At 53.6% G+C, this 19381-nt stretch carries 15 protein-coding genes; 11 read left to right on the top strand and 4 right to left on the bottom strand.

Annotated features, from left to right (window positions below):
• Window positions 1-166 precede the first annotated feature (166 nt).
• The 7 genes from L1X57_RS17700 (at window position 167) to L1X57_RS17730 (ending at window position 12901) form a co-directional block, all read left to right on the top strand.
• A complete protein-coding gene (locus L1X57_RS17700) occupies window positions 167-526 on the top strand; it encodes a hypothetical protein (protein WP_009724965.1) in 360 nt (119 codons plus the stop codon).
• 26 nt (window positions 527-552) lie between these two features.
• Window positions 553-1434 carry an AraC family transcriptional regulator gene (locus L1X57_RS17705; protein ID WP_009724964.1) on the top strand — a complete coding sequence of 294 codons (882 nt, stop codon included), beginning with the start codon at window positions 553-555 and terminating at the stop codon, window positions 1432-1434.
• A gap of 248 nt (window positions 1435-1682) precedes the next feature.
• On the top strand, window positions 1683-4874 hold the full coding sequence (gene putA / locus L1X57_RS17710; protein ID WP_009724963.1) for a bifunctional proline dehydrogenase/L-glutamate gamma-semialdehyde dehydrogenase PutA: 3192 nt from the start codon (window positions 1683-1685) through the stop codon (window positions 4872-4874).
• Window positions 4875-5035: 161 nt separating this feature from the next.
• Window positions 5036-6529 (top strand): sodium/proline symporter PutP, encoded by a 1494-nt coding sequence (gene putP / locus L1X57_RS17715; RefSeq protein ID WP_009724962.1) that lies wholly within the window; start codon window positions 5036-5038, stop codon window positions 6527-6529.
• A gap of 161 nt (window positions 6530-6690) precedes the next feature.
• On the top strand, window positions 6691-10356 hold the full coding sequence (gene putA / locus L1X57_RS17720) for a bifunctional proline dehydrogenase/L-glutamate gamma-semialdehyde dehydrogenase PutA (protein WP_009724961.1): 3666 nt from the start codon (window positions 6691-6693) through the stop codon (window positions 10354-10356).
• A 147-nt stretch (window positions 10357-10503) separates the two neighbouring features.
• Window positions 10504-11994, top strand: coding sequence for a sodium/proline symporter PutP (gene putP / locus L1X57_RS17725; protein ID WP_009724960.1), 1491 nt, complete (start codon window positions 10504-10506; stop codon window positions 11992-11994).
• A gap of 280 nt (window positions 11995-12274) precedes the next feature.
• Complete coding sequence (locus L1X57_RS17730; RefSeq protein ID WP_009724959.1) at window positions 12275-12901, top strand: OmpW/AlkL family protein; 627 nt, start codon at window positions 12275-12277, stop codon at window positions 12899-12901.
• Between the two features lie 135 nt (window positions 12902-13036).
• On the opposite strand, the gene L1X57_RS17735 is transcribed toward L1X57_RS17730, so the two are convergent.
• Entirely contained in the window at window positions 13037-13369 is a 333-nt protein-coding gene (locus L1X57_RS17735; RefSeq protein WP_009724958.1) for a YqcC family protein, read from the bottom strand.
• A gap of 285 nt (window positions 13370-13654) precedes the next feature.
• On the opposite strand from L1X57_RS17735, the gene L1X57_RS17740 reads away from it, so the two are divergent.
• The 4 genes from L1X57_RS17740 (at window position 13655) to L1X57_RS17755 (ending at window position 16721) form a co-directional block, all read left to right on the top strand.
• Entirely contained in the window at window positions 13655-14707 is a 1053-nt protein-coding gene (locus L1X57_RS17740) for a DUF3549 family protein (protein WP_009724957.1), read from the top strand.
• 90 nt (window positions 14708-14797) lie between these two features.
• Window positions 14798-15238 (top strand): ATP-dependent zinc protease family protein, encoded by a 441-nt coding sequence (locus tag L1X57_RS17745; protein WP_009724956.1) that lies wholly within the window; start codon window positions 14798-14800, stop codon window positions 15236-15238.
• A 40-nt stretch (window positions 15239-15278) separates the two neighbouring features.
• Window positions 15279-16187, top strand: coding sequence for a 30S ribosomal protein S6--L-glutamate ligase (rimK, locus tag L1X57_RS17750; protein ID WP_009724955.1), 909 nt, complete (start codon window positions 15279-15281; stop codon window positions 16185-16187).
• A gap of 87 nt (window positions 16188-16274) precedes the next feature.
• Window positions 16275-16721 carry a hypothetical protein gene (locus L1X57_RS17755; protein ID WP_009724954.1) on the top strand — a complete coding sequence of 149 codons (447 nt, stop codon included), beginning with the start codon at window positions 16275-16277 and terminating at the stop codon, window positions 16719-16721.
• 19 nt (window positions 16722-16740) lie between these two features.
• Here L1X57_RS17755 and L1X57_RS17760 read toward each other — a convergent pair whose 3' ends face one another.
• From L1X57_RS17760 to L1X57_RS17770, 3 genes are read right to left on the bottom strand one after another with little or no spacing between them, the layout of a single operon-like run.
• Window positions 16741-17499, bottom strand: coding sequence for a SanA/YdcF family protein (locus L1X57_RS17760; RefSeq protein WP_009724953.1), 759 nt, complete (start codon window positions 17497-17499; stop codon window positions 16741-16743).
• Between the two features lie 18 nt (window positions 17500-17517).
• Complete coding sequence (sufT, locus tag L1X57_RS17765) at window positions 17518-18087, bottom strand: putative Fe-S cluster assembly protein SufT (protein ID WP_009724952.1); 570 nt, start codon at window positions 18085-18087, stop codon at window positions 17518-17520.
• 22 nt (window positions 18088-18109) lie between these two features.
• The gene (locus L1X57_RS17770; protein WP_009724951.1) at window positions 18110-19375 is read right to left on the bottom strand and encodes an aminotransferase class V-fold PLP-dependent enzyme; all 1266 of its coding nucleotides are present in this window, start codon (window positions 19373-19375) and stop codon (window positions 18110-18112) included.
• Window positions 19376-19381: the final 6 nt, after the last annotated feature.

Below are 19381 nucleotides of genomic sequence, written 5' to 3' on the forward strand. Positions count from 1 at the left end.
AACAACACTATTAACGACTGCTATCGCGATGTTGCCTGTACACACTCTGACACCCTGAACAGGAAAAGTTCGCAAAACAGCAAAATTTTCGTCTTGGGGAGCAGCAAGCGTATACTGTCAATCATTGTTAAACGAAGTCTGATGCTGATTTTGCAGGGAGTTTAGTATGGCGCTGTACCTATTGGTGTTTGGCGTCTGTTTGCTGGTAATAGGTGCCGTAGTACTGATATTGATGACCGTGGGTACGCCACGCTACCGTACTGAGCCTAACGACCTAATCGATTTGTTCGACAAGGCGCTGGAAAGCAACATCAGTGAAACGGAATGGAATGCCATCATTGGTTACCCCATTCGCCACGATGAGTATCTAGATAGTGTGCGCCGTCGCGCATCGCATTTAATGGACACCTACGGGCGCCATTGGCAAATTGCTCGAAGCAAGCCGTTACTTAACCAGGAGGGTTACGCGGAACTGAAAGCATTACGTGATCATTTAGCGGCACATACAGCGCTGCGCCAGCGGTAACAGGCCAGCAGTGCCGAGGAGACCCCATGCCGAGTACTATTCGTCAAATCCCTTTAGAAAGCGCCACAAAACATCACTCGCACGACTTTCACCAAATAGTCATTACGCTGTGTGGTTCTTCAGAATTTGAAATTGAAGGCCTCGGTGGTCGCGTAAACGCATTTTCAGGCTGCATTGTTCCCGCGAATCACGAACACTTCTATTCAGGTAACGGCTACAATCGCCAACTGATTCTAGATCTGCCTGAAGATGCTCCAGCCTTAACGGGTGAACACCGCGAGTTGGTAGCGTTATTTGATGCGCCGCGTTTTTTTGCACTCGACAATCCATTGCGGCATTACCTTGCTTTCGTTGAAAGCGAACTTGTCCAAGGATTTGACACGTCGGCAATGTCCTTTCAACAAGATCGGCTTGCCGCCACACTGTTAGGTTCGTTAAAAGCTCGCCTGGGGGCATCAGAGAGCACATCACAGCGGCGTCTCAATCTAGACCAAATTGATCGGTTTATTCGCCTCCACTTGGCCGATGAGTTAAGAGTGGCTGATTTGGCGAAGCTAGCGTGTCTTAGTGAAGCGCACTTTTCAGAGCGCTTTCGCGTTCAAACGGGCCTATCACCTTGGCAGTATGTGCGACGCCAACGCCTGCATGCGGCTCGGCAGCTTGTATTACAAAGCCGTTTACCTCTCACCGATATTGCCATTCAAACAGGTTTTGCTAACCAGAGCGCTCTTTCTCATGCTTTTCGGCGTAGTTATGGCTTATCACCCCGCCAGTTACGCCAAGGAGTGGGGGTAGCGAATCCACCGCTCGATTCAGCGACGCCTTCAACGTCTTATTCAACGCCATTAGCACCCACCGCGTCCCCATCAGGAGCAAGTATTAGGGCTGGTGCACTCTCATCTCGCTAGTTATGAAGAAGTTAGCTTGGTCACATACCGCGCAATTTTGCGTGTTGGCAGCCATTTTGAAACTAAACTAAAGTCTTAAAAAGCGTTTCTTACCGAGAAATTGACACGTTTTGCCATGAAAACGACATACACCTAATGGCAGCTCGCTCTACATTCGTCCGTTATCTTGGGCACGATGCCCTACTGTCTCTTTATTTCGGTTATTTGATTCAGCTTTTCGCTTTCTGTTCAGACTTATGGGGCTCTCAATGCTCAATGCCAAGAAAATGCGTGACCCTGCCATCTGGCAAACCGATCTTGATACGCTTATGCAGCGTATTAGTGATCACTATCTTGTAGATGAGGACGCCTTCGTCGGTGAGCTAATCAAGGTTCTCAATGCTGACAGTGACGATTTCGCACGGATTGAATCGAATACCGCAGCGCTAGTGCGTGATGTGCGCAAAATGGATACGGCTGTCGATACGATTGACGAACTGCTGCAGCAATACAGCCTGGACACCCATGAAGGCTTAATGCTGATGTGCTTGGCAGAAGCCATGCTGCGCATCCCCGATAAAGCGACCGCCGATGCGTTGATTGAAGATAGGCTTGGCCCCGCAGATTGGCAGTCCCACTTAGGTAAAAGCGAATCATGGATGGTAAACGCTTCTACTTGGGGCCTACTGATGACCGGGCATGTATTGAAGCTCGATCACCCCAAAGAGGGTCAACCTGCCCACTTTATTAACCGCATGGTTAATAAAGTGGGTGAACCCGTAATTCGTCGCGCCATGATGGAAGCGATGAAAATCATGGGCAAACAGTTCGTTTTGGGACGCGATATTAATGAAGCACTAAAGCGCTCTAAACCGCTCTTCAACAAAGGCTACACCTACTCCTACGATATGCTGGGCGAGGCAGCACGCACCCGTGCTGACGCCAAGCGCTACTATGATGACTACGCACGCGCAATTGAGCAGGTCGGCAAAGCCTGTCAATCCCTGGGCGATAAAACCCCTGCGCCTTCGGTCTCCATCAAGCTGTCTGCACTGCATCCACGCTATGAGTTTGGTCGCCGCGAGCAGGTGCTTGCCGAGCTAGTCGACACGGTTATTAAGTTAGTCACTAAAGCCCGTGAGCTTGACGTGGCGGTAACTATCGATGCTGAAGAAGTTGATCGATTAGAGCTGTCTCTCGATGTTTTCCGCGCAATATATGAAAGCGACGCAGTGAAAGGATGGGGACACTTTGGCCTCGTCGTTCAGGCATATTCGAAACGCGCCTTACCGGTACTGCACTACATTAACCGTCTGGCCGAACAGCAAGGCGACGAAATTCCGCTGCGTTTAGTGAAGGGCGCTTACTGGGATAGCGAAATCAAGGAGTCCCAACAACTTGGTGTTGATGGCTATCCCGTATTTACCCGTAAAGCGTGTACGGACGTGGCTTACTTGGCGTGCGCGCAGTTCCTGCTATCCAACGATACTCGTGGACGTATTTTCCCTCAGTTCGCGACACACAATGCCCACACTGTCACGACCATACTTGAGCTAGCCAACCACGATAGCCGTCCGTTTGAATTCCAGCGTTTACATGGCATGGGCGAAGCCCTTTATGACGCAGCGCTGACACGCGCACCAAACGGGACTTACTGTCGAATTTACGCCCCCGTTGGTGCTCATAAAGACCTGCTGCCCTACTTGGTACGTCGCCTACTTGAAAATGGTGCTAACTCCTCTTTCGTCCATCAAATTGTTGATCCGGAAGTCCCCGTAGAATCATTGTGCCAACACCCTATTGAAACGCTGCATCAGCAGAAAACGTTCGCCAATAAGCGCATTCCGCTGCCGAAAGATATCTATGGGCCAAAACGCCGCAACTCGCGTGGGGTTAATCTTAATATCCGTAGCCACTTCGATCCGTTAATGGAAAAGATGGGCATGTTTATGGATAAGCAGTACCCAGCGAAGCCGCTGTTGGCCTTTGATGTTGCGGATGATACCGCGAACACCCACACAGTCACCTCGCCTTTCGACCGTCGCAAAACTGTAGGCAGCGTTCAGTGGACCAGCAAGGAGCAAGCCACCAAAGCACTCGATGCAGCTTGGCAAGCGTTCCCACGCTGGGAAACGACCCCGGTAACCGAGCGCGCTGATATCCTGCGCCGCCTGGCCGACCTGATGGAAGAACACATGCCAGAGCTGATGACGCTCTGTTCGCGTGAAGGTGGCAAATTGCTCACCGACGGTGTCGATGAAATCAAAGAAGCCGTCGACTTCTGTCGCTATTACGCTATGCGTGCCGAAGAAGCGTTTGGTCAGCCAATTGAGCTGCCAGGCCCTACCGGTGAGTCTAACCGCTTGATGATGAGTGGTAAGGGCGTATTTGCAGCTATTAGCCCTTGGAACTTCCCGGTGGCTATTTTCTGCGGCCAAATTGTTGCCGCCGCCGTTGCCGGCAACACCGTACTAGCCAAACCCGCTGAGCAAACCTCGATTGTTGCCCACCGCGTTATTGAGCTGCTCTATGAAGCGGGCATGCCACGTGATGTGGTTCAGTTGCTACCTGGCGACGGCCCAACAGTGGGTAGCGTCTTAACCTCTGACCCACGCGTTACGGGTGTTGTATTTACCGGCGGCACTGACACGGCGCAGATAATCAACCGTGCACTCGCGGCCCGGGAAAACGCACCACTGCCGACACTAATTGCTGAAACAGGCGGCATGAACGCCATGATTGTCGACTCGACTGCTCTGCCTGAACAGGTAGTCGTGGATGTGATTCAGTCTGCGTTCCAAAGTGCCGGTCAGCGCTGTTCCGCGCTACGGGTGCTTTATCTACAAGACGATGTTGCCGACCGCGTCATTGAAATTCTCAAAGGCGCCATGAACGAGTTGCGTATTGGTGACCCACGAGATTTAGGCACCGACGTGGGTCCGGTTATTGATGAAGACGCACGTAAAGGCCTAGTGGCGCATATTGAAAAGCTGAAGGGCGAAAACCGTTTAGTCGCGGAAACACCGATGGCAGTTGAGCATACTCAAAACGGCACCTTCGTTGCACCCGCCGCCTTTATCATCGACAGCATTGACTCGCTTACCCGAGAGCAGTTTGGCCCTATATTGCACATTGTTCGTTACAAGGCTCGCGACCTTGACCGCGTGATCAATGACATTAATGGTCGCGGATATGGCCTAACCTTTGGGGTGCACAGCCGCAATGAGTCATTTGCCGCTGAAATAGCGCAGAAAATGCGAGTGGGCAACGTGTATATCAATCGTAACATCATCGGCGCAGTGGTTGGCGTTCAACCCTTCGGTGGGCAAGGCCTCTCTGGCACTGGCCCCAAAGCGGGTGGCCCGAACTACCTACAGCGCTTTGTGACTGAAAAAACGATTACCAATAACACCGCCGCTTTAGGTGGCAACGCGTCGCTTCTGGCGCTCGGCGATGAGTAACGAGATTCTGGGTAGGCTCTCATTGGGGCCAGTTACATGAAGAGGAAAAGGGGTTAACAGCAACGCTTAACAACAACAAGGCTGCGTCATTACTAGATTCTTTTGGTAAGCGCACAAACCTGTCGGCGCTACGTCCGGCCTAATGTAATGAAGGAGTTCTTATGGCTATCGGTGTTTGGGTCAGTCTTATTGCATATTTTGCGCTCATGATCGCCATCGGCGTTTATGCCATGCGCAAAGCGACGTCTTCATCCGAAGATTACATGCTGGGTGGACGAGGCCTCAGCCCACAGGTGGCGGCCCTGTCGGCTGGTGCTTCGGACATGAGCGGCTGGTTGCTACTGGGGTTGCCCGGCGCAATGTTTGTATCCGGCTTGGGGTCAGCCTGGATCGGTATTGGCCTACTAGTGGGTGCGTTCTTCAACTGGACCCTAGTTGCCCCTCGCCTTCGTGAACAGACAGTTCACTACGGCAATGCGATTACCATCCCGGCCTTCCTGGCAAACCGGTTCCCAACACGTGCGCTTTCCCTGCGCACGGTGTCCGCCATCGTTATCGTTATCTTCTTTGCGGTTTACACAGCGTCAGGCCTAGTGGCAGGTGGCAAGCTGTTTGAAAGCGCATTCTCCGGCATTTTCAATATTGGTGACATGAGCAACTACGCCATGGGGGTCATCATTACCCTAGGCGTAGTGCTTATTTACACCGTTGTTGGCGGTTTCCTAGCCGTGAGCATGACGGACTTCGTGCAAGGCTGCATCATGATGTTGGCACTGGTGATCATGCCGGTAGTTGTGCTCTTTGGTGAAGGCGGCGGCGGGTTCTCCCAGGCGTCACAGACCCTGAATGAAGTCGATCCCACATTGCTATCCTGGACGTCAGGGCTGACCTTTATCGGCTGGCTCTCTGCCGTTACCTGGGGCCTGGGCTATTTCGGACAGCCGCATATCATTGTGCGCTTCATGGCCATCCGGACGCTGAAGGAAGTCCCTACTGCCCGTAACATTGGCATGGGCTGGATGCTTATCTCTCTGATTGGCGCGGTCTCGCTAGGCATATTCGGCCGAGCCTATGCAATCCGTAATGGGTTGGATGTTCAAGATCCGGAAACGATCTTTATTATCCTGGCGGAGCTGCTGTTCCACCCGCTGATCACTGGTTTTCTCTATGCGGCTCTCTTAGCTGCGATCATGAGTACTATTTCCAGCCAACTTCTGGTGTCGTCGTCATCTCTGACTGAGGACTTCTATCGCTTGTTCCTGCGTAAAGAGGCAACGGACAAAGAGTGTGTACGCGTCGGCCGAGTCTGTGTCGTACTGGTTGGCTTAGCAGCAGCGCTCATTGCGTCTGACGAAAACTCTCAGGTTCTAGGGCTGGTAAGTAACGCCTGGGCTGGCTTCGGCGCGGCGTTTGGCCCGCTAATTATTCTGTCACTGATGTGGTCGCGTACGAATGGCAATGGTGCCATCGCAGGCATGGTGGTGGGTGCTGCCACCGTCATGATCTGGATCTCACTGGGTTGGAACGGTGAGTTTATGGGAGGCCCTGGCGTGTACGAGATCATTCCTGGCTTCATTGCTTCCTTCATTGCCATCCTGGTGGTGAGTAGCATGACTACCGATTCTGGTGAATATCAGCATATTGATCGTTCATAAGCAGTACGCACTGTCATCAACTATATAACCCACTATGTCATCCGATATTCATCGCCCATGACGAAAGGCCACCCCAGGAAGTGGCCTTTCAAGGCCATGGAAAGACGACATCTAAGCCGACACATCAACGCTACGTGTCGACTAGCGAGGAGAGACCCATTATGAACAAAGCCAATCTTCATTTGCATAGCGACGTGAGTGATCTACGCTCGCGCATCCGCACCAACTATGACGCCGATGAAGCAGCGGTGCTGCATGAACTGATCGAGCGTATCAAGCTGTCAGAAGACGATCGCCGCAAGGTAGCTGCCGTCGGTGCCAACTACGTGGAGCGTGTGCGCAAGGAAAGATCACCCTCGATGATGGAGGCGTTCCTCGCTGAGTACGGACTCTCTACCACCGAGGGCGTCGGTCTGATGTGCCTTGCAGAAGCTCTGCTACGCGTGCCTGATGCGGAAACCATCGACGACCTGATTCACGATAAAATCGAGCCGTCCGATTGGGGCGCACACCTGGGCAAATCATCCTCATCGATGGTTAACGCCTCGACCTGGGCGCTGTTGCTGACCGGCAAGGTGCTGGAAGAAGATCCTAAAGGCCCGACACGGGCGCTACGCGGCCTAGTGCGCCGCATGGGCGAGCCGGTGGTACGTAAGGCCGTTGGTCAGTCGATGAAGATTCTTGGCCGTCAATTCGTACTCGGTCAGACCATCGAAGAGGGCATGAAGAATGCCCGCGAACTTGAGAAGCAAGGCTACACCTACTCCTACGACATGCTGGGCGAGGCGGCGCGCACAGACGAAGATGCCGTCCGCTATCACGAGGCTTATGCCAAGGCGATCACCGCGATCGCCAAGCAGGCCAAAGGCGACGTCCGTGGGAGCCCCGGCATTTCAGTGAAGCTCTCAGCCCTGCATCCGCGTTATGAATACACCCACCGCGACACGGTGATGGCGGAACTAGTACCACGTGCGTTGGAACTGGTGCAGCAAGCGGCCAAAGCCAATATCGGTTTCAATATCGACGCCGAAGAGCAGGACCGGTTAGACCTGTCGCTCGACGTAATCGAGGCACTGATGTCTGACCCCAGCCTGGATGGATGGGATGGCTTCGGGGTCGTTGTACAAGCCTACGGGCGCCGCGCCGCGCCGGTAATCGAGACACTCTACGAGCTTGCCGAGCGGTTCAACCGTAAGATCATGGTGCGCTTGGTCAAAGGCGCCTACTGGGATACCGAGATCAAGCTGTCCCAAGAGATGGGCGTAAAAACCTTCCCGGTTTTCACCCGCAAGGTTAATACAGATGTCAGCTACATGGCCTGCGCCCAGATGCTACTCGACCGGCGTGACCGCATCTATCCGCAGTTCGCCACTCACAACGCTCACACCTGCGCTGCAGTAGCCGCCATGGCGGGTGACGACAAGGACAGCTACGAGTTTCAGCGCCTGCATGGCATGGGCGAATCGCTGCACCACATTGTCAAACAGTCGGAAGGCACGCATTGCCGCATCTACGCCCCGGTTGGCGCGCACCGCGACCTGCTAGCCTACTTGGTACGCCGCCTGCTGGAGAACGGTGCAAACTCTTCGTTCGTCAATCAAGTGGTGGATAGTTCGATTCCCCCAAGCGAAGTATCAAGGGATCCAGTAGACGGTTTCCAGCAGCTTGGCGATACCATCTCAAGTCCGTTAATCCGCCAGCCCGGCGAGCTATTCGCGCCCGATCGCAAGAACTCCAAGGGCTACCGTATCAATGAGCCTGCCTCAGTCCTACCACTGCTCGATGCGCGTGAAGCCTTTGCCGACAAGACTTGGACGGCAGGCCCCATGCTAGCGGGGAACCCGGCCCCCCAGGGCCCGGCTCGCGACGCAGTCTCCCCCGCCGACAGCTCGCGCGTGATCGGCAAGGTACATGAGGCCACTCCTGAAGAGGTAGCCGCCGCTCTTGACGCCGCTGAAGAGGGTTTTCGCGAGTGGTCAGCGCGTCCCGTGGCCGAGCGTGCCCAAGTGCTGCGTCGTACCGCCGATCTTTACGAAGAACACATCGCTGAGCTGACCGTGATCACCACCCGCGAAGCCGGCAAGATGATGTTCGATGGCATTGCCGAAGTACGCGAAGCAGTAGATTTCCTGCGTTACTACGCCAATGAAGGCGAGCGGCTGGAAGCGGAAGAACCCGGCAGCGCCCGCGGCATCTTCGTCTGTATCAGCCCGTGGAACTTTCCGCTGGCCATCACCACTGGACAGATCGCTGCCGCCTTAGTGGCTGGCAACGCGGTACTTGCCAAGCCCGCCGAGCAAACGCCCCTGATCGCCGCCCGCGCCGTCGAGCTGATGCGTGAGGCTGGCCTGCCGGAAGCGGCGCTGCAACTGTTGCCTGGCGACGGACCGACAGTGGGCGGCCCACTGACCAGCGATCCCCGCATTGCTGGTGTCTGCTTCACTGGCTCGACCCCTGTGGCACAGATTATCCACAAGGCTCTGGCGCAAAACGCGGGGCCCGATGCCGTCTTGATCGCCGAGACTGGCGGGCTCAACTCCATGATCGTGGACTCCACAGCGCTGACAGAGCAGGCAGTGCGCGATATCCTGATTTCCTCCTTCCAATCAGCCGGCCAGCGCTGTTCAGCGCTACGGATGCTGTATGTGCAGGAAGAGGCTCGCGACCGATTGCTCAACATGCTTTATGGCGCAATGGACTCGCTCACCATCGGCGACCCCTGGAATACTGACACTGATGTCTCACCGGTGATCGACGCCGACGCCCAAGCCGAGATAAGCGACTATGTGGCGGTACACGAGAAGGCCGGCAAAGTGCTGAAGAAGCTATCCGCGCCGGAAACTGGCACATTTGTCACCCCGGCGGTGATTGAGGTCGGGGGCATTGAAGATCTCGAGCGCGAAATCTTCGGCCCAGTTCTACACGTGGCCACCTTCAAAGCGCGAGATATCGACAAAGTAGTCGACTCCATCAACGGCAAGGGTTATGGGCTGACCTTCGGCCTGCATACCCGTATCGACGACCGCGTGCAGCAGATCGTCGAGCGTATCCATGTCGGCAATGTTTATGTTAACCGTAACCAGATCGGTGCCATTGTCGGCTCTCAGCCGTTCGGTGGCGAAGGCCTCTCCGGCACCGGCCCCAAGGCCGGTGGCCCGCTCTATGTCACTCGCTTCCGCCGCACTTCCGCTGCCGAACGCCACGAAAAGCCTGAGGGAAAAACCGTGTCACTCGGTGATCTCCAATCAGCCCTAGACGGGCTGGATGCGCGTAACTGGGCAGCGCGACCCAACCGGGTCGAGGTGCTACGCAAGTCGCTTTCCGGTAAAGGAGGTGTGGTCCGCAGAGCGCTAAATGAGACAGCGGCCCTCGACATGACGCCGCAGACACTTCCTGGCCCCACAGGGGAAAGCAACCGCTTGGCGATGTATCCGAAGGGAGCGGTTCTCTGCCTTGGGCCAACGCTGGATATCGCCGCTGCCCAAGCAGTACAGGCGCTTGGCGCGGGCTGCTCGGCAATCGTGATCGCGCCAGGTGCAGTTCAAGCCGTTCAGCCGCTGATCGATGCTGGAGCGCCGGTGGTTGGACTCGATGGAAGCATCACAGCCGAGACGCTGAGCGAAGTTAAAGATATTGCAGCGGTAGCCGCGGCAGGCAAAAGTGACTGGACCTATGAACTGCGGCTTGCACTCGCCAAGCGCGACGGTGCCATCGTACCGCTCGAGACCCAGACTATTTCACCAGACCGCTATGTGGTGGAACGCCATCTGTGCATCGATACGACCGCAGCGGGCGGCAACGCCAGTCTGTTGGCAACGGCCGAATAGGCCCGCTAGCTTTATCGACGGCTCATTGCGCCACTGAACGTAGATAAGCAACGAGCTCTAGGGAGACGGCCAGCACTGGCGTCTCCTTAACGGAAAGCGCGCTAACCTGTCGGAGCTTGCTCCGTCCTGAATAATTGGAGAAGTTACATGGCTATAGGTGTTTGGATCAGTCTCATTGCGTACTTTGCGCTCATGGTCGGCATTGGTATTTATGCGATGCGCAAATCTACCTCTTCATCCGAAGATTACATGCTGGGTGGCCGTACCCTCAGCCCGAAAGTGGCAGCCCTATCGGCGGGTGCTTCGGATATGAGCGGATGGTTGCTGCTAGGTTTACCCGGCGCAATGTTTGTATCTGGCTTGGGGTCAGCCTGGATCGGCATTGGCTTGCTTGTAGGGGCGTTATTCAACTGGATTCTGGTTGCTCCGCGCCTGCGTGAACAGACCGTTCACTATGGCAATGCGATTACCATTCCGGCTTTCCTGGCAAACCGCTTCCCAACGCGGTCAATGTCACTGCGGACAGTCTCCGCTATTGTCATCGTGATCTTTTTTGCGGTCTACACGGCATCAGGCTTAGTGGCTGGCGGTAAGTTGTTTGAAAGTGCGTTTTCCGGCATTTACAACTTCGGCGACATGAGCAACTACGCCATGGGTGTCATGATCACCCTGGGCGTGGTGCTTATTTACACTGTTGTTGGCGGTTTCCTGGCTGTGAGCATGACCGATTTCGTGCAAGGCTGCATCATGATGCTGGCACTGGTGATCATGCCAGCGGTGGTACTCTTTGGTGAAGGTGGCGGCGGCTTTTCCCAAGCCTCACAGACGCTGAATGAGGTCGACCCTACCCTGCTATCCTGGACATCGGGGCTAACCTTTATCGGGTGGCTTTCTGCGGTTACCTGGGGTCTGGGTTATTTCGGACAGCCGCACATTATCGTGCGCTTCATGGCTATTCGGACGCTCAAGGATGTACCTATTGCCCGCAACATTGGTATGGGCTGGATGCTTATCTCCCTGATTGGTGCCGTTTCTCTGGGTATCTTTGGTCGGGCCTATGCAATCCGCAATGGCCTAGATGTCCAGGACCCGGAAACAATATTTATTATCCTGGCGAATCTGCTGTTCCATCCGTTGATTACCGGCTTCCTCTACGCGGCGCTACTGGCTGCGGTTATGAGTACCGTTTCCAGCCAGCTTCTAGTGGCATCTTCATCACTGACTGAAGATTTCTATCGTCTGTTCCTACACAAAAACGCAACTGAGGTGCAGTGTGTCGCCGTAGGCCGTGTCTGCGTGGTCCTGGTGGGCATTGTGGCCGCTGTCATTGCATCTGACGAAAATTCTCAGGTACTGGGGCTGGTCAGTAATGCTTGGGCAGGCTTCGGTGCGGCGTTTGGGCCGTTGATCATTCTGTCGCTAATGTGGCCACGTACGAATGGCAATGGTGCGATCGCAGGCATGGTGGTAGGTGCTCTTACCGTTATGATCTGGATCTCACTGGGCTGGAACGGTGAGTTCATGGGTGGCCCTGGTGTGTACGAGATCATTCCTGGCTTCATCGCGTCCTTCATTGCCATCCTAGTGGTGAGCAACATGACTACCGATTCTGGTGAATATCAGCATATTGATCGCTAGACGAGCGTCAATCTCGCACTCAACATGAATGCGTGAATTGAACTAGTCAAAGAATCAGTTGATCATTAAGACCTTCCCGTTCCGCGGGAAGGTCTTTTTCAGTTCAGATAGCCTCTTTTATAAGCCCATTAATTAACGACGGGCTCCACTCTTTGCCCCAGGTCAATAACCTACCCTCTTCTACCCGATACACTCTCTACACGGTTCGCAATCATATCGAACGACGGTTCACGTTAACCACTCACTGTAAAGACTCACATTAATGGTCAGGAGCGATGCTATGCGCCATAACTCTCTTTCAACACTGCTTGCCACTGGACTTGCAGCAGCCACATTGATGGCAAGCAGCCAAGTTCTAGCTTACGGCGCTGGTGATTTCTTCACTCGTGTAGGTGTTGCAAAAGTTGAACCGAAAAACGACAACGGTTCATTAGCTGGCGGCGCGTTCGCGGTTGATGTTCAGGATAAAACCGATTTCGCGTTTACTTTAGGCTATCGCTTTCATGACAAGATGGGCATCGAGTTATTGGCGGCCCTCCCGTTTAAGCACGACATTGCGCTGAACGGTGACAATCTCGCCTCTACCAAACACCTTCCCCCCACGCTGACGCTCCAGTACTACCCATTAGGTGGCACTGAGGCGCGCGTACAGCCTTATGTCGGCGCAGGTATTAACTACACCATTTTCTCTGATGAAGAGCTCGCTATTGGAGAGTTGGAGCTGGACGACTCTTGGGGCGCCGCTGCCCAAGTGGGTATCGATTTGCTTATTGATGAGAACTGGGCACTTAACGCAGCAGCGTGGTACATCGATATCGATACTGACGCGACCGTTAACGGTGCTGCTGCCGGCACGGTGGAGATTGATCCCATGGTGGTTATGGCAGGCTTAAGCTACCGCTTCTAATACCACTCCCCCTGTGAAAACGGCTTGCAGGCCGTGTAATCACATGAAAAATGCCCAGTACCGCTGCTTGCGGTGCTGGGCATTGTCTTTGCTGAAGCTATCATCATGCTAGGAACGGCAGGGCATTATCGTGATCTAGTTATCAGAAACAAGCTGATCAATCCTTTCGACGGCTCGAACGACCAATAGCTGGTCACTAGCACGAACCTTTTCCTGCATTAGGTAAGCAGCCACTGCCGGTGCTACATCGCACTTGGCAGGCATAGCGGCCTGGGCATCAATCAGTGCATTTAGTCGAGCGATAAAGACAAAACGAATCCACTGGGGCAGCGACATAGTGTCGATACAGAAGGGTTGCTGGCTATCAAATGCAGAAACCTCAGGCGTTGGCATACGCCATAAGTTAGCGGCCTTCATAGTGGCTTCAAGCTCAAGAAGCGCGGTTTGAAGCTGTTGATGGACGCTCATACACACCTTTTTCATTTAGATCAGTAAGCCACTATTATCCCAGCACAGTGGGTAAGTTGCCAACCGCCTAGCGGTATTTGTGCGTTATTCACAGATTCACAGAAAACCTGCAAGAGGCTGTGGATAAACTATGGAAAGATGTCGCTACTGTTACTCTCATGCGGGTTACACCATGTTGTGCAATTTTTAACCACTTTGACAATAAAGCACGGATTAATCAGCGTTTGCGGCTGACAGTGGCACATCAGCAAGGTAGAGTGCAGGCTTGAAATGCGGAAGGATGTCATGCAACCAATCCAGACACTTGATGAGTTTTTTACACGTAGCGGCGCAGACGTTTCCCTTTACCATATGGGGCGGCGGGTGACAGCTTGCCCACGAGAAACGCTGCGTACATTCGAAAGTGGTGAAATTGCTTGGCCAGAGCCCTGGCAGCAACAGGCACGACTTGGCGTAGTATTTCGTATGGGTGACATGCCTGAACCAGCCATTTGGTTTTTAGCGCTGCCGCTAGACGAACAGGGCATGCTCTCGCCCGCTCAGCGGGACGGTTTTATTAATCGCTTGCTCGAAACCCTTGGGCGAAATGTTGCGCAAGTGGAAAATAAACCGCTGGGACAGACAGAAACTGCAGACGTGGATCATCTAATGAAGGATAATCCGCTCGCTTTTTCGCCTGATGTTACCTTTCAGGCAATGCTTAATGCTCAAGCCACCCATGCATTAAGGCTAGCCGCTAGTCAACACCTAGAGCCTGTAGAAGCATATCTTAGCGGTCAGCAGACTATTGACTGGCAAGCTTTGGGATTACAGGGCATCGCTGATTACGTGGTGCGCCTTGATCTACAGACATCAGAAGCGCTAGCGCTACGTCTGCCCCACTTGCCTACTAATGTCGCTCACTCGCTGTGCTATTGCCTGGAGCATAGGCCGCTTGCAGAGCCACTGGTAAGTGCACTGCGGGCGCGAGGTGAACAGGCAGCCAGCGATGCCGATATGGAAACCCTGTGCGCCTGTGTTCGCGCCGTGGGCAGCACACCGTCAGCGAGTGTTGGTGAATGGTATTCAAGCCTATTAGATGACCCTGCTGCTTGCGGCCCAGACATTGTCGCCGCCATCGCGGGCCGCGGGTGGTTACTGTTAGAAGACGCTGATCGTTTGCCGCTTTTTCTACAGCGTTTGGCAGAAGACAAACGTACCAATTTTAATGCGGTGGTACGTGACCTTGCACTGATTCCCAGACTTCGCCTACCCGTTATGCTGACACTACGTGACGCACCGCCAGGCTCTGCTATACAGCAGCGACTAAGTGCAATAATGTCCCAAGCTAGAAAGTAAGCCCTCTTTCGTGCAACGCTTAGCGATTAATTGATTTGTTTCGCTATTTTGCTTGTTTCATTGTATGGATATATTTGCCAGGAGTAAGCCGTGAAGGAATTACCCTATCAGGCCAAAGCAGTCATCGGCCGCCGTGAAATGGTGACGTTACCTGAATTAGGGCTTCACCTTTGCTGCAAAGCCGATACTGGCGCGCGCACCTCTGCTTTGCATGCAGAAGAGATTGACACCCATGAAGATGAAGATGGGCAACTGTGGGTCAGTTTTATTACCCACAGTGGCGGCCCACAAACGCCTGCTCACCGCTATCAGCTCCATTTGCACGACAGGCGGCGCGTTACCAGTTCTAATGGGCACAGTGAGTGGCGCTATGTTATTCGCACCCCGATGCAATTGGGTGAACTTAATTTTCCGGTTGAACTAACCCTGACTGACCGTAGCAATATGCGCCACCCCATGCTGCTTGGGCGCCGCGCTATGCGGCGCTTGCTTATAGCGCCTGGAGCTGCATTTTTGCACGGCGAGCCTTAAACTAACTTATTAGCCACTTTTTTTGGCCCCGGAGCCCTGCATGCATATTGCCCTGCTTTCGCGCAATCGCAATCTATACTCTACTCGTCGCCTTATTGAGGCCGCCGAGCAGCGTGGGCACACCGCTCGCGTGGTAGACACGCTGCGCTGCTATATGAGCATCGCCTCCCACCATCCGTCGATTCATTACAAGGGCGCTGAAATTGAGCCCTTCGATGCTGTCATCCCACGTATTGGGGCATCGGTTACATTTTATGGCTGCGCCGTACTGCGTCAATTTGAAATGATGGGCACCTACGTCATAAACGACTCTGTTGCCATCACTCGTTCGCGGGATAAGCTGCGCTCGTTACAGCTTCTCTCTCGGAAAGGACTGGGCTTGCCAATCACGGGTTTCGCCCACTCTCCTGACGATATTCCTGACCTTATCACCATGGTCAAAGGAGCACCGTTAGTGATCAAGCTGCTGGAAGGTACACAAGGTATCGGTGTTGTACTTGCCGAAACTAACCAAGCAGCTGAGTCGGTTATTCAAGCCTTTATGGGCATGAAGACCAATATTATGGTGCAGGAGTACATAAAAGAAGCTCGTGGTGCTGATATACGCTGCCTGGTGATTGGCGATAAAGTGGTCGCCTCCATGAAGCGTCAGGCTGCCGAAGGAGAGTTTCGCTCGAACTTGCACCGTGGTGGCACCGCCAGCGTCATTCGAATTACACCGGAAGAGCGCTCAACTGCTATTCGAGCGGCAAAAGCCATGGGGCTCCGCGTTGCAGGTGTCGACTTACTGCGCTCTAACCATGGGCCGGTGATTATGGAGGTAAACTCATCGCCTGGGTTACAAGGTATTGAGAATGCAACCGGTAAAGATATTGCTGGTATGATCATCGAACATATCGAAAAAAATGCCATGCCAGTGCGTAAAGCACCACCCAAGCCTAAAGGCTAAGGCTGAATGCAAAAATAATCCGCTTTAGGGGTGGCAAATTAGCGCTGCCACCCCCACAATCTGCGTCACCGAAGGAGGTAGACGCTCATGTTTCTCGACAATCGCCAAGTGGCGATGGACAGCGTGCTGGAAGCGCTGGCCGATAGCATTGATTATTTCCAGGACAATATTGAACGCCTGCGACCCACGCTGCGTGACGCACTGAAACCGCACTACACAGAGCGGTTAAAACAGATGCGTAAACTTCAAGAGTTAGCCCGTGCGCACTTAAAAATGCTGCCCCGGGATGCTGACGTAGAGCGTGACGACTTTTTATGGCTATGGAGCCGTTTAAAAAGCTTTGTGGGCAATGATAGTCAGGTATTAATCAATGAGCTGTTGGAACAAGAGCGTGTACTGATGCAGGCCCTTTCAACGCTGTTCACCCACCCCCTGCCCGATCCCATCGAGCCTGTGGTGGAAGAATGCATGCAAGGTTGCCGTAAGTTAATACGCGAATTATATAGCTTACAAAAGCGCAAAACGCACCGCTGATCTATCGACTACCCGCCGCCTACTCTTGTGGCGGCTGCACCAATCTCGCAGTGTAATAGTAAGCATCAAGGTTAAAAGATGGACGAGATGCTTCGCTAAAATTGCTATTAGCATCTTTTAATTCGATAGGTTCTGGAGAGCCTAAAAAGTACGGCTCTCTTCCCCAGATATATAGATCACCCAAAGTAGCAACCCGCGCAACCCATTCGCGAATTCTCAAACGCCACTCACCAGCAGCAGACTCCTCTTCCGCTACACAGCCAGTCACCTCCATTCCTAATGCGCGACCAATAAAAACCGCGCGGGGAAGATGCCAACTCTGAGTAACCAGCAACGCCTTATCTAGCTGAAAGACATCTCTGGCTCGCACAAGTGTGTCGTAAGTGCTGAATCCAGCAAAATCCATGGTGAGTTGCTCTGCTGGCACACCGCGCCGATAAAGATCACGCCACATGGCGCGAGGTTCGTTATAGGCCTGTGTGCGATTATCCCCAGAGATTAGTAGATGGCGAACCCGCTTATCAGCAATCAGACGCGCAGAGGTACGCATACGGGCGTGAAAGTGAGGGTTTCGAAAGCCGCTGCGGGTCCAGTTAGAGGTGCCAAAGACGATCGCCACATCAGTAGGGCGACACTCGGCAAAACTGTCATCAATATAGCGCGCCGTACTGGCAACCACCCAAAAATTACCAACTATAAACAGCAATGTCGCCAGCAGCATCAATGCTCCAAGCGACATTAAAAAACGCTTTATGTAACGTAATAGCAGGCTGCGCATCCAGCTCCCCAGCAGGGGTTAAAACATGCCGAGCTCAAGCTTGGCTTCGTCGCTCATCATGTCACGGCTCCAGGGCGGGCTGAAGACAATGTCAGTATGTACCTTGTTGATCTGAGGTGCGCCTAGAATTTTATTACGCGCATCCGCTGCAATGACATCGCCCATTCCACAGCCTGGTGCTGTCAGCGTCATACGAATAGTGACCATTCGCTCGCCACTGATCAAGCGCTCAAGACGGCAACCATAGACCAGTCCTAGATCAACAATATTAACCGGTATTTCGGGATCAAAACAGGTGCGCAACTGCTCCCAAACAAACTGCTCAATCTCTGCATCGCTGGCACTTTCGGGCAATGTTGGGCGCGGCAATGGTTCGAGCCCTAATGCATCTAAATTACGCCCTTCAATAAGGAAAAGCCGACCTTCAAAGCCAACACTTACCGAGCTTCCCTTCGCTTGCATCACGCTGACAACGCTATCTTCGGCCAGTGTCTCCGTCTTTCCAAACGGAATTGCAATGGCGTCGACATCACGCTGAAGCGGCAGTTTTTGACCACGTTCAAGGCTGGCCACTTGCTCAATATCCATAACTGTCCTTAAATGACGGCCCTTAACGTACCATGCCAATCACACGGTTGAGCGCCGCAACGAACGTATCTATCTCTTCCAGCGTATTATACGCCGCAAATGATGCACGACACGTGGCATCTACGCCAAAATGATGTAACAGCGGTTGCGCGCAGTGATGCCCGGTACGAATAGCTACGCCTAGCTGATCAATCAGCAGCCCGATGTCCTGAGAATGAGCACCATCGACCACAAACGACAGCACCCCGGCTTTATGCGGCGCAGTGCCGAGAATGCGCAGGCCATCTATCTGACTCACCGCTGCGGTGGCATGTTCCAGCAGTACGGCTTCCCAAGCACCGATTGCCTCTACACCAACACCCTCTAGCCACTCAATAGCGCGGCCCAGAGCAATCACCTCAGCAATGGCAGGAGTGCCAGCCTCGAATTTATGGGGAAGTTCCGCAAAGGTGGTACCGACGTCAAAAGAGACCGTTTTAATCATCTCGCCACCACCCTGCCAAGGCGGCATCGCTTCTAATAAGGCCTGCTTACCGTAAAGCACACCAACACCAGTAGGGCCATAAATTTTATGCCCAGAGAACGCATAGAAATCAGCATCGATCTCCTGAACGTCAACCTGCTGGTGCGGTGTTGCCTGGGCGCCATCCACCAGAATAAGCGCACCGTGCTGATGGGCAAGCGTTGCCATCTCTTTTACTGGGTTAATAGTGCCCAGCGCATTAGAGACATGATTAACCGCCACCAGTTTAGTGCGCTCGCTGAGCAGCGCGCGATACGCCGTCATATCTAGCGCCCCATTGGCCTCAACGGGAATGACCTTGATGGTAAAGCCAATTTCAGCCGCCAACAGCTGCCAAGGCACAATGTTGGAGTGGTGCTCCAGCATTGAAATTAGCACTTCATCGCCAGCAGCAAGCTGTTGGCGTCCCCAGCTTTGAACCACCAAATTAATCGCTTCAGTTGTGCCCCGCGTAAAGATAATCTGACGCGCATCTTCCGCATTGAGAAACGCCTTAACGCGATGCCGTGTGGCTTCAAACGCTGCTGTCGCTTCATCTGACAACGTGTGCAGGCCCCGGTGGATATTGGCGTTATAGCGCGAATAATAGTCGCTGAACACGTCAATAACCTGTTGGGGCGTCTGGCTTGTCGCGGCATTATCTAAATATACCAACGGCTTCCCGTGCACTTCCCGTTTTAGTATCGGGAAATCGTTGCGCAGCGCCTCGACGTTAAACGTTGTGGGTGCGAGCACGGTGGGTTTCTCAATCACGCTATGGGGCATCGATGA

It is taken from the genome of Halomonas sp. TD01 (assembly GCF_923868895.1).
GTDB lineage: Bacteria > Pseudomonadota > Gammaproteobacteria > Pseudomonadales > Halomonadaceae > Vreelandella.

Excerpts from the sequence above, each read along its gene's own strand:
- L1X57_RS17700 (WP_009724965.1), top strand. The coding sequence starts at position 167 with ATGGCGCTGTACCTATTGGTGTTTGGCGTCTGTTTGCTGGTAATAGGT.
- L1X57_RS17705 (WP_009724964.1), top strand. The coding sequence starts at position 553 with ATGCCGAGTACTATTCGTCAAATCCCTTTAGAAAGCGCCACAAAACAT.
- putA (WP_009724963.1), top strand. The coding sequence starts at position 1,683 with ATGCTCAATGCCAAGAAAATGCGTGACCCTGCCATCTGGCAAACCGAT.
- putP (WP_009724962.1), top strand. The coding sequence starts at position 5,036 with ATGGCTATCGGTGTTTGGGTCAGTCTTATTGCATATTTTGCGCTCATG.
- putA (WP_009724961.1), top strand. The coding sequence starts at position 6,691 with ATGAACAAAGCCAATCTTCATTTGCATAGCGACGTGAGTGATCTACGC.
- putP (WP_009724960.1), top strand. The coding sequence starts at position 10,504 with ATGGCTATAGGTGTTTGGATCAGTCTCATTGCGTACTTTGCGCTCATG.
- L1X57_RS17730 (WP_009724959.1), top strand. The coding sequence starts at position 12,275 with ATGCGCCATAACTCTCTTTCAACACTGCTTGCCACTGGACTTGCAGCA.
- L1X57_RS17735 (WP_009724958.1), bottom strand. The coding sequence starts at position 13,369 with ATGAGCGTCCATCAACAGCTTCAAACCGCGCTTCTTGAGCTTGAAGCC.
- L1X57_RS17740 (WP_009724957.1), top strand. The coding sequence starts at position 13,655 with ATGCAACCAATCCAGACACTTGATGAGTTTTTTACACGTAGCGGCGCA.
- rimK (WP_009724955.1), top strand. The coding sequence starts at position 15,279 with ATGCATATTGCCCTGCTTTCGCGCAATCGCAATCTATACTCTACTCGT.
- L1X57_RS17755 (WP_009724954.1), top strand. The coding sequence starts at position 16,275 with ATGTTTCTCGACAATCGCCAAGTGGCGATGGACAGCGTGCTGGAAGCG.
- L1X57_RS17760 (WP_009724953.1), bottom strand. The coding sequence starts at position 17,499 with ATGCGCAGCCTGCTATTACGTTACATAAAGCGTTTTTTAATGTCGCTT.
- sufT (WP_009724952.1), bottom strand. The coding sequence starts at position 18,087 with ATGGATATTGAGCAAGTGGCCAGCCTTGAACGTGGTCAAAAACTGCCG.
- L1X57_RS17770 (WP_009724951.1), bottom strand. The coding sequence starts at position 19,375 with ATGCCCCATAGCGTGATTGAGAAACCCACCGTGCTCGCACCCACAACG.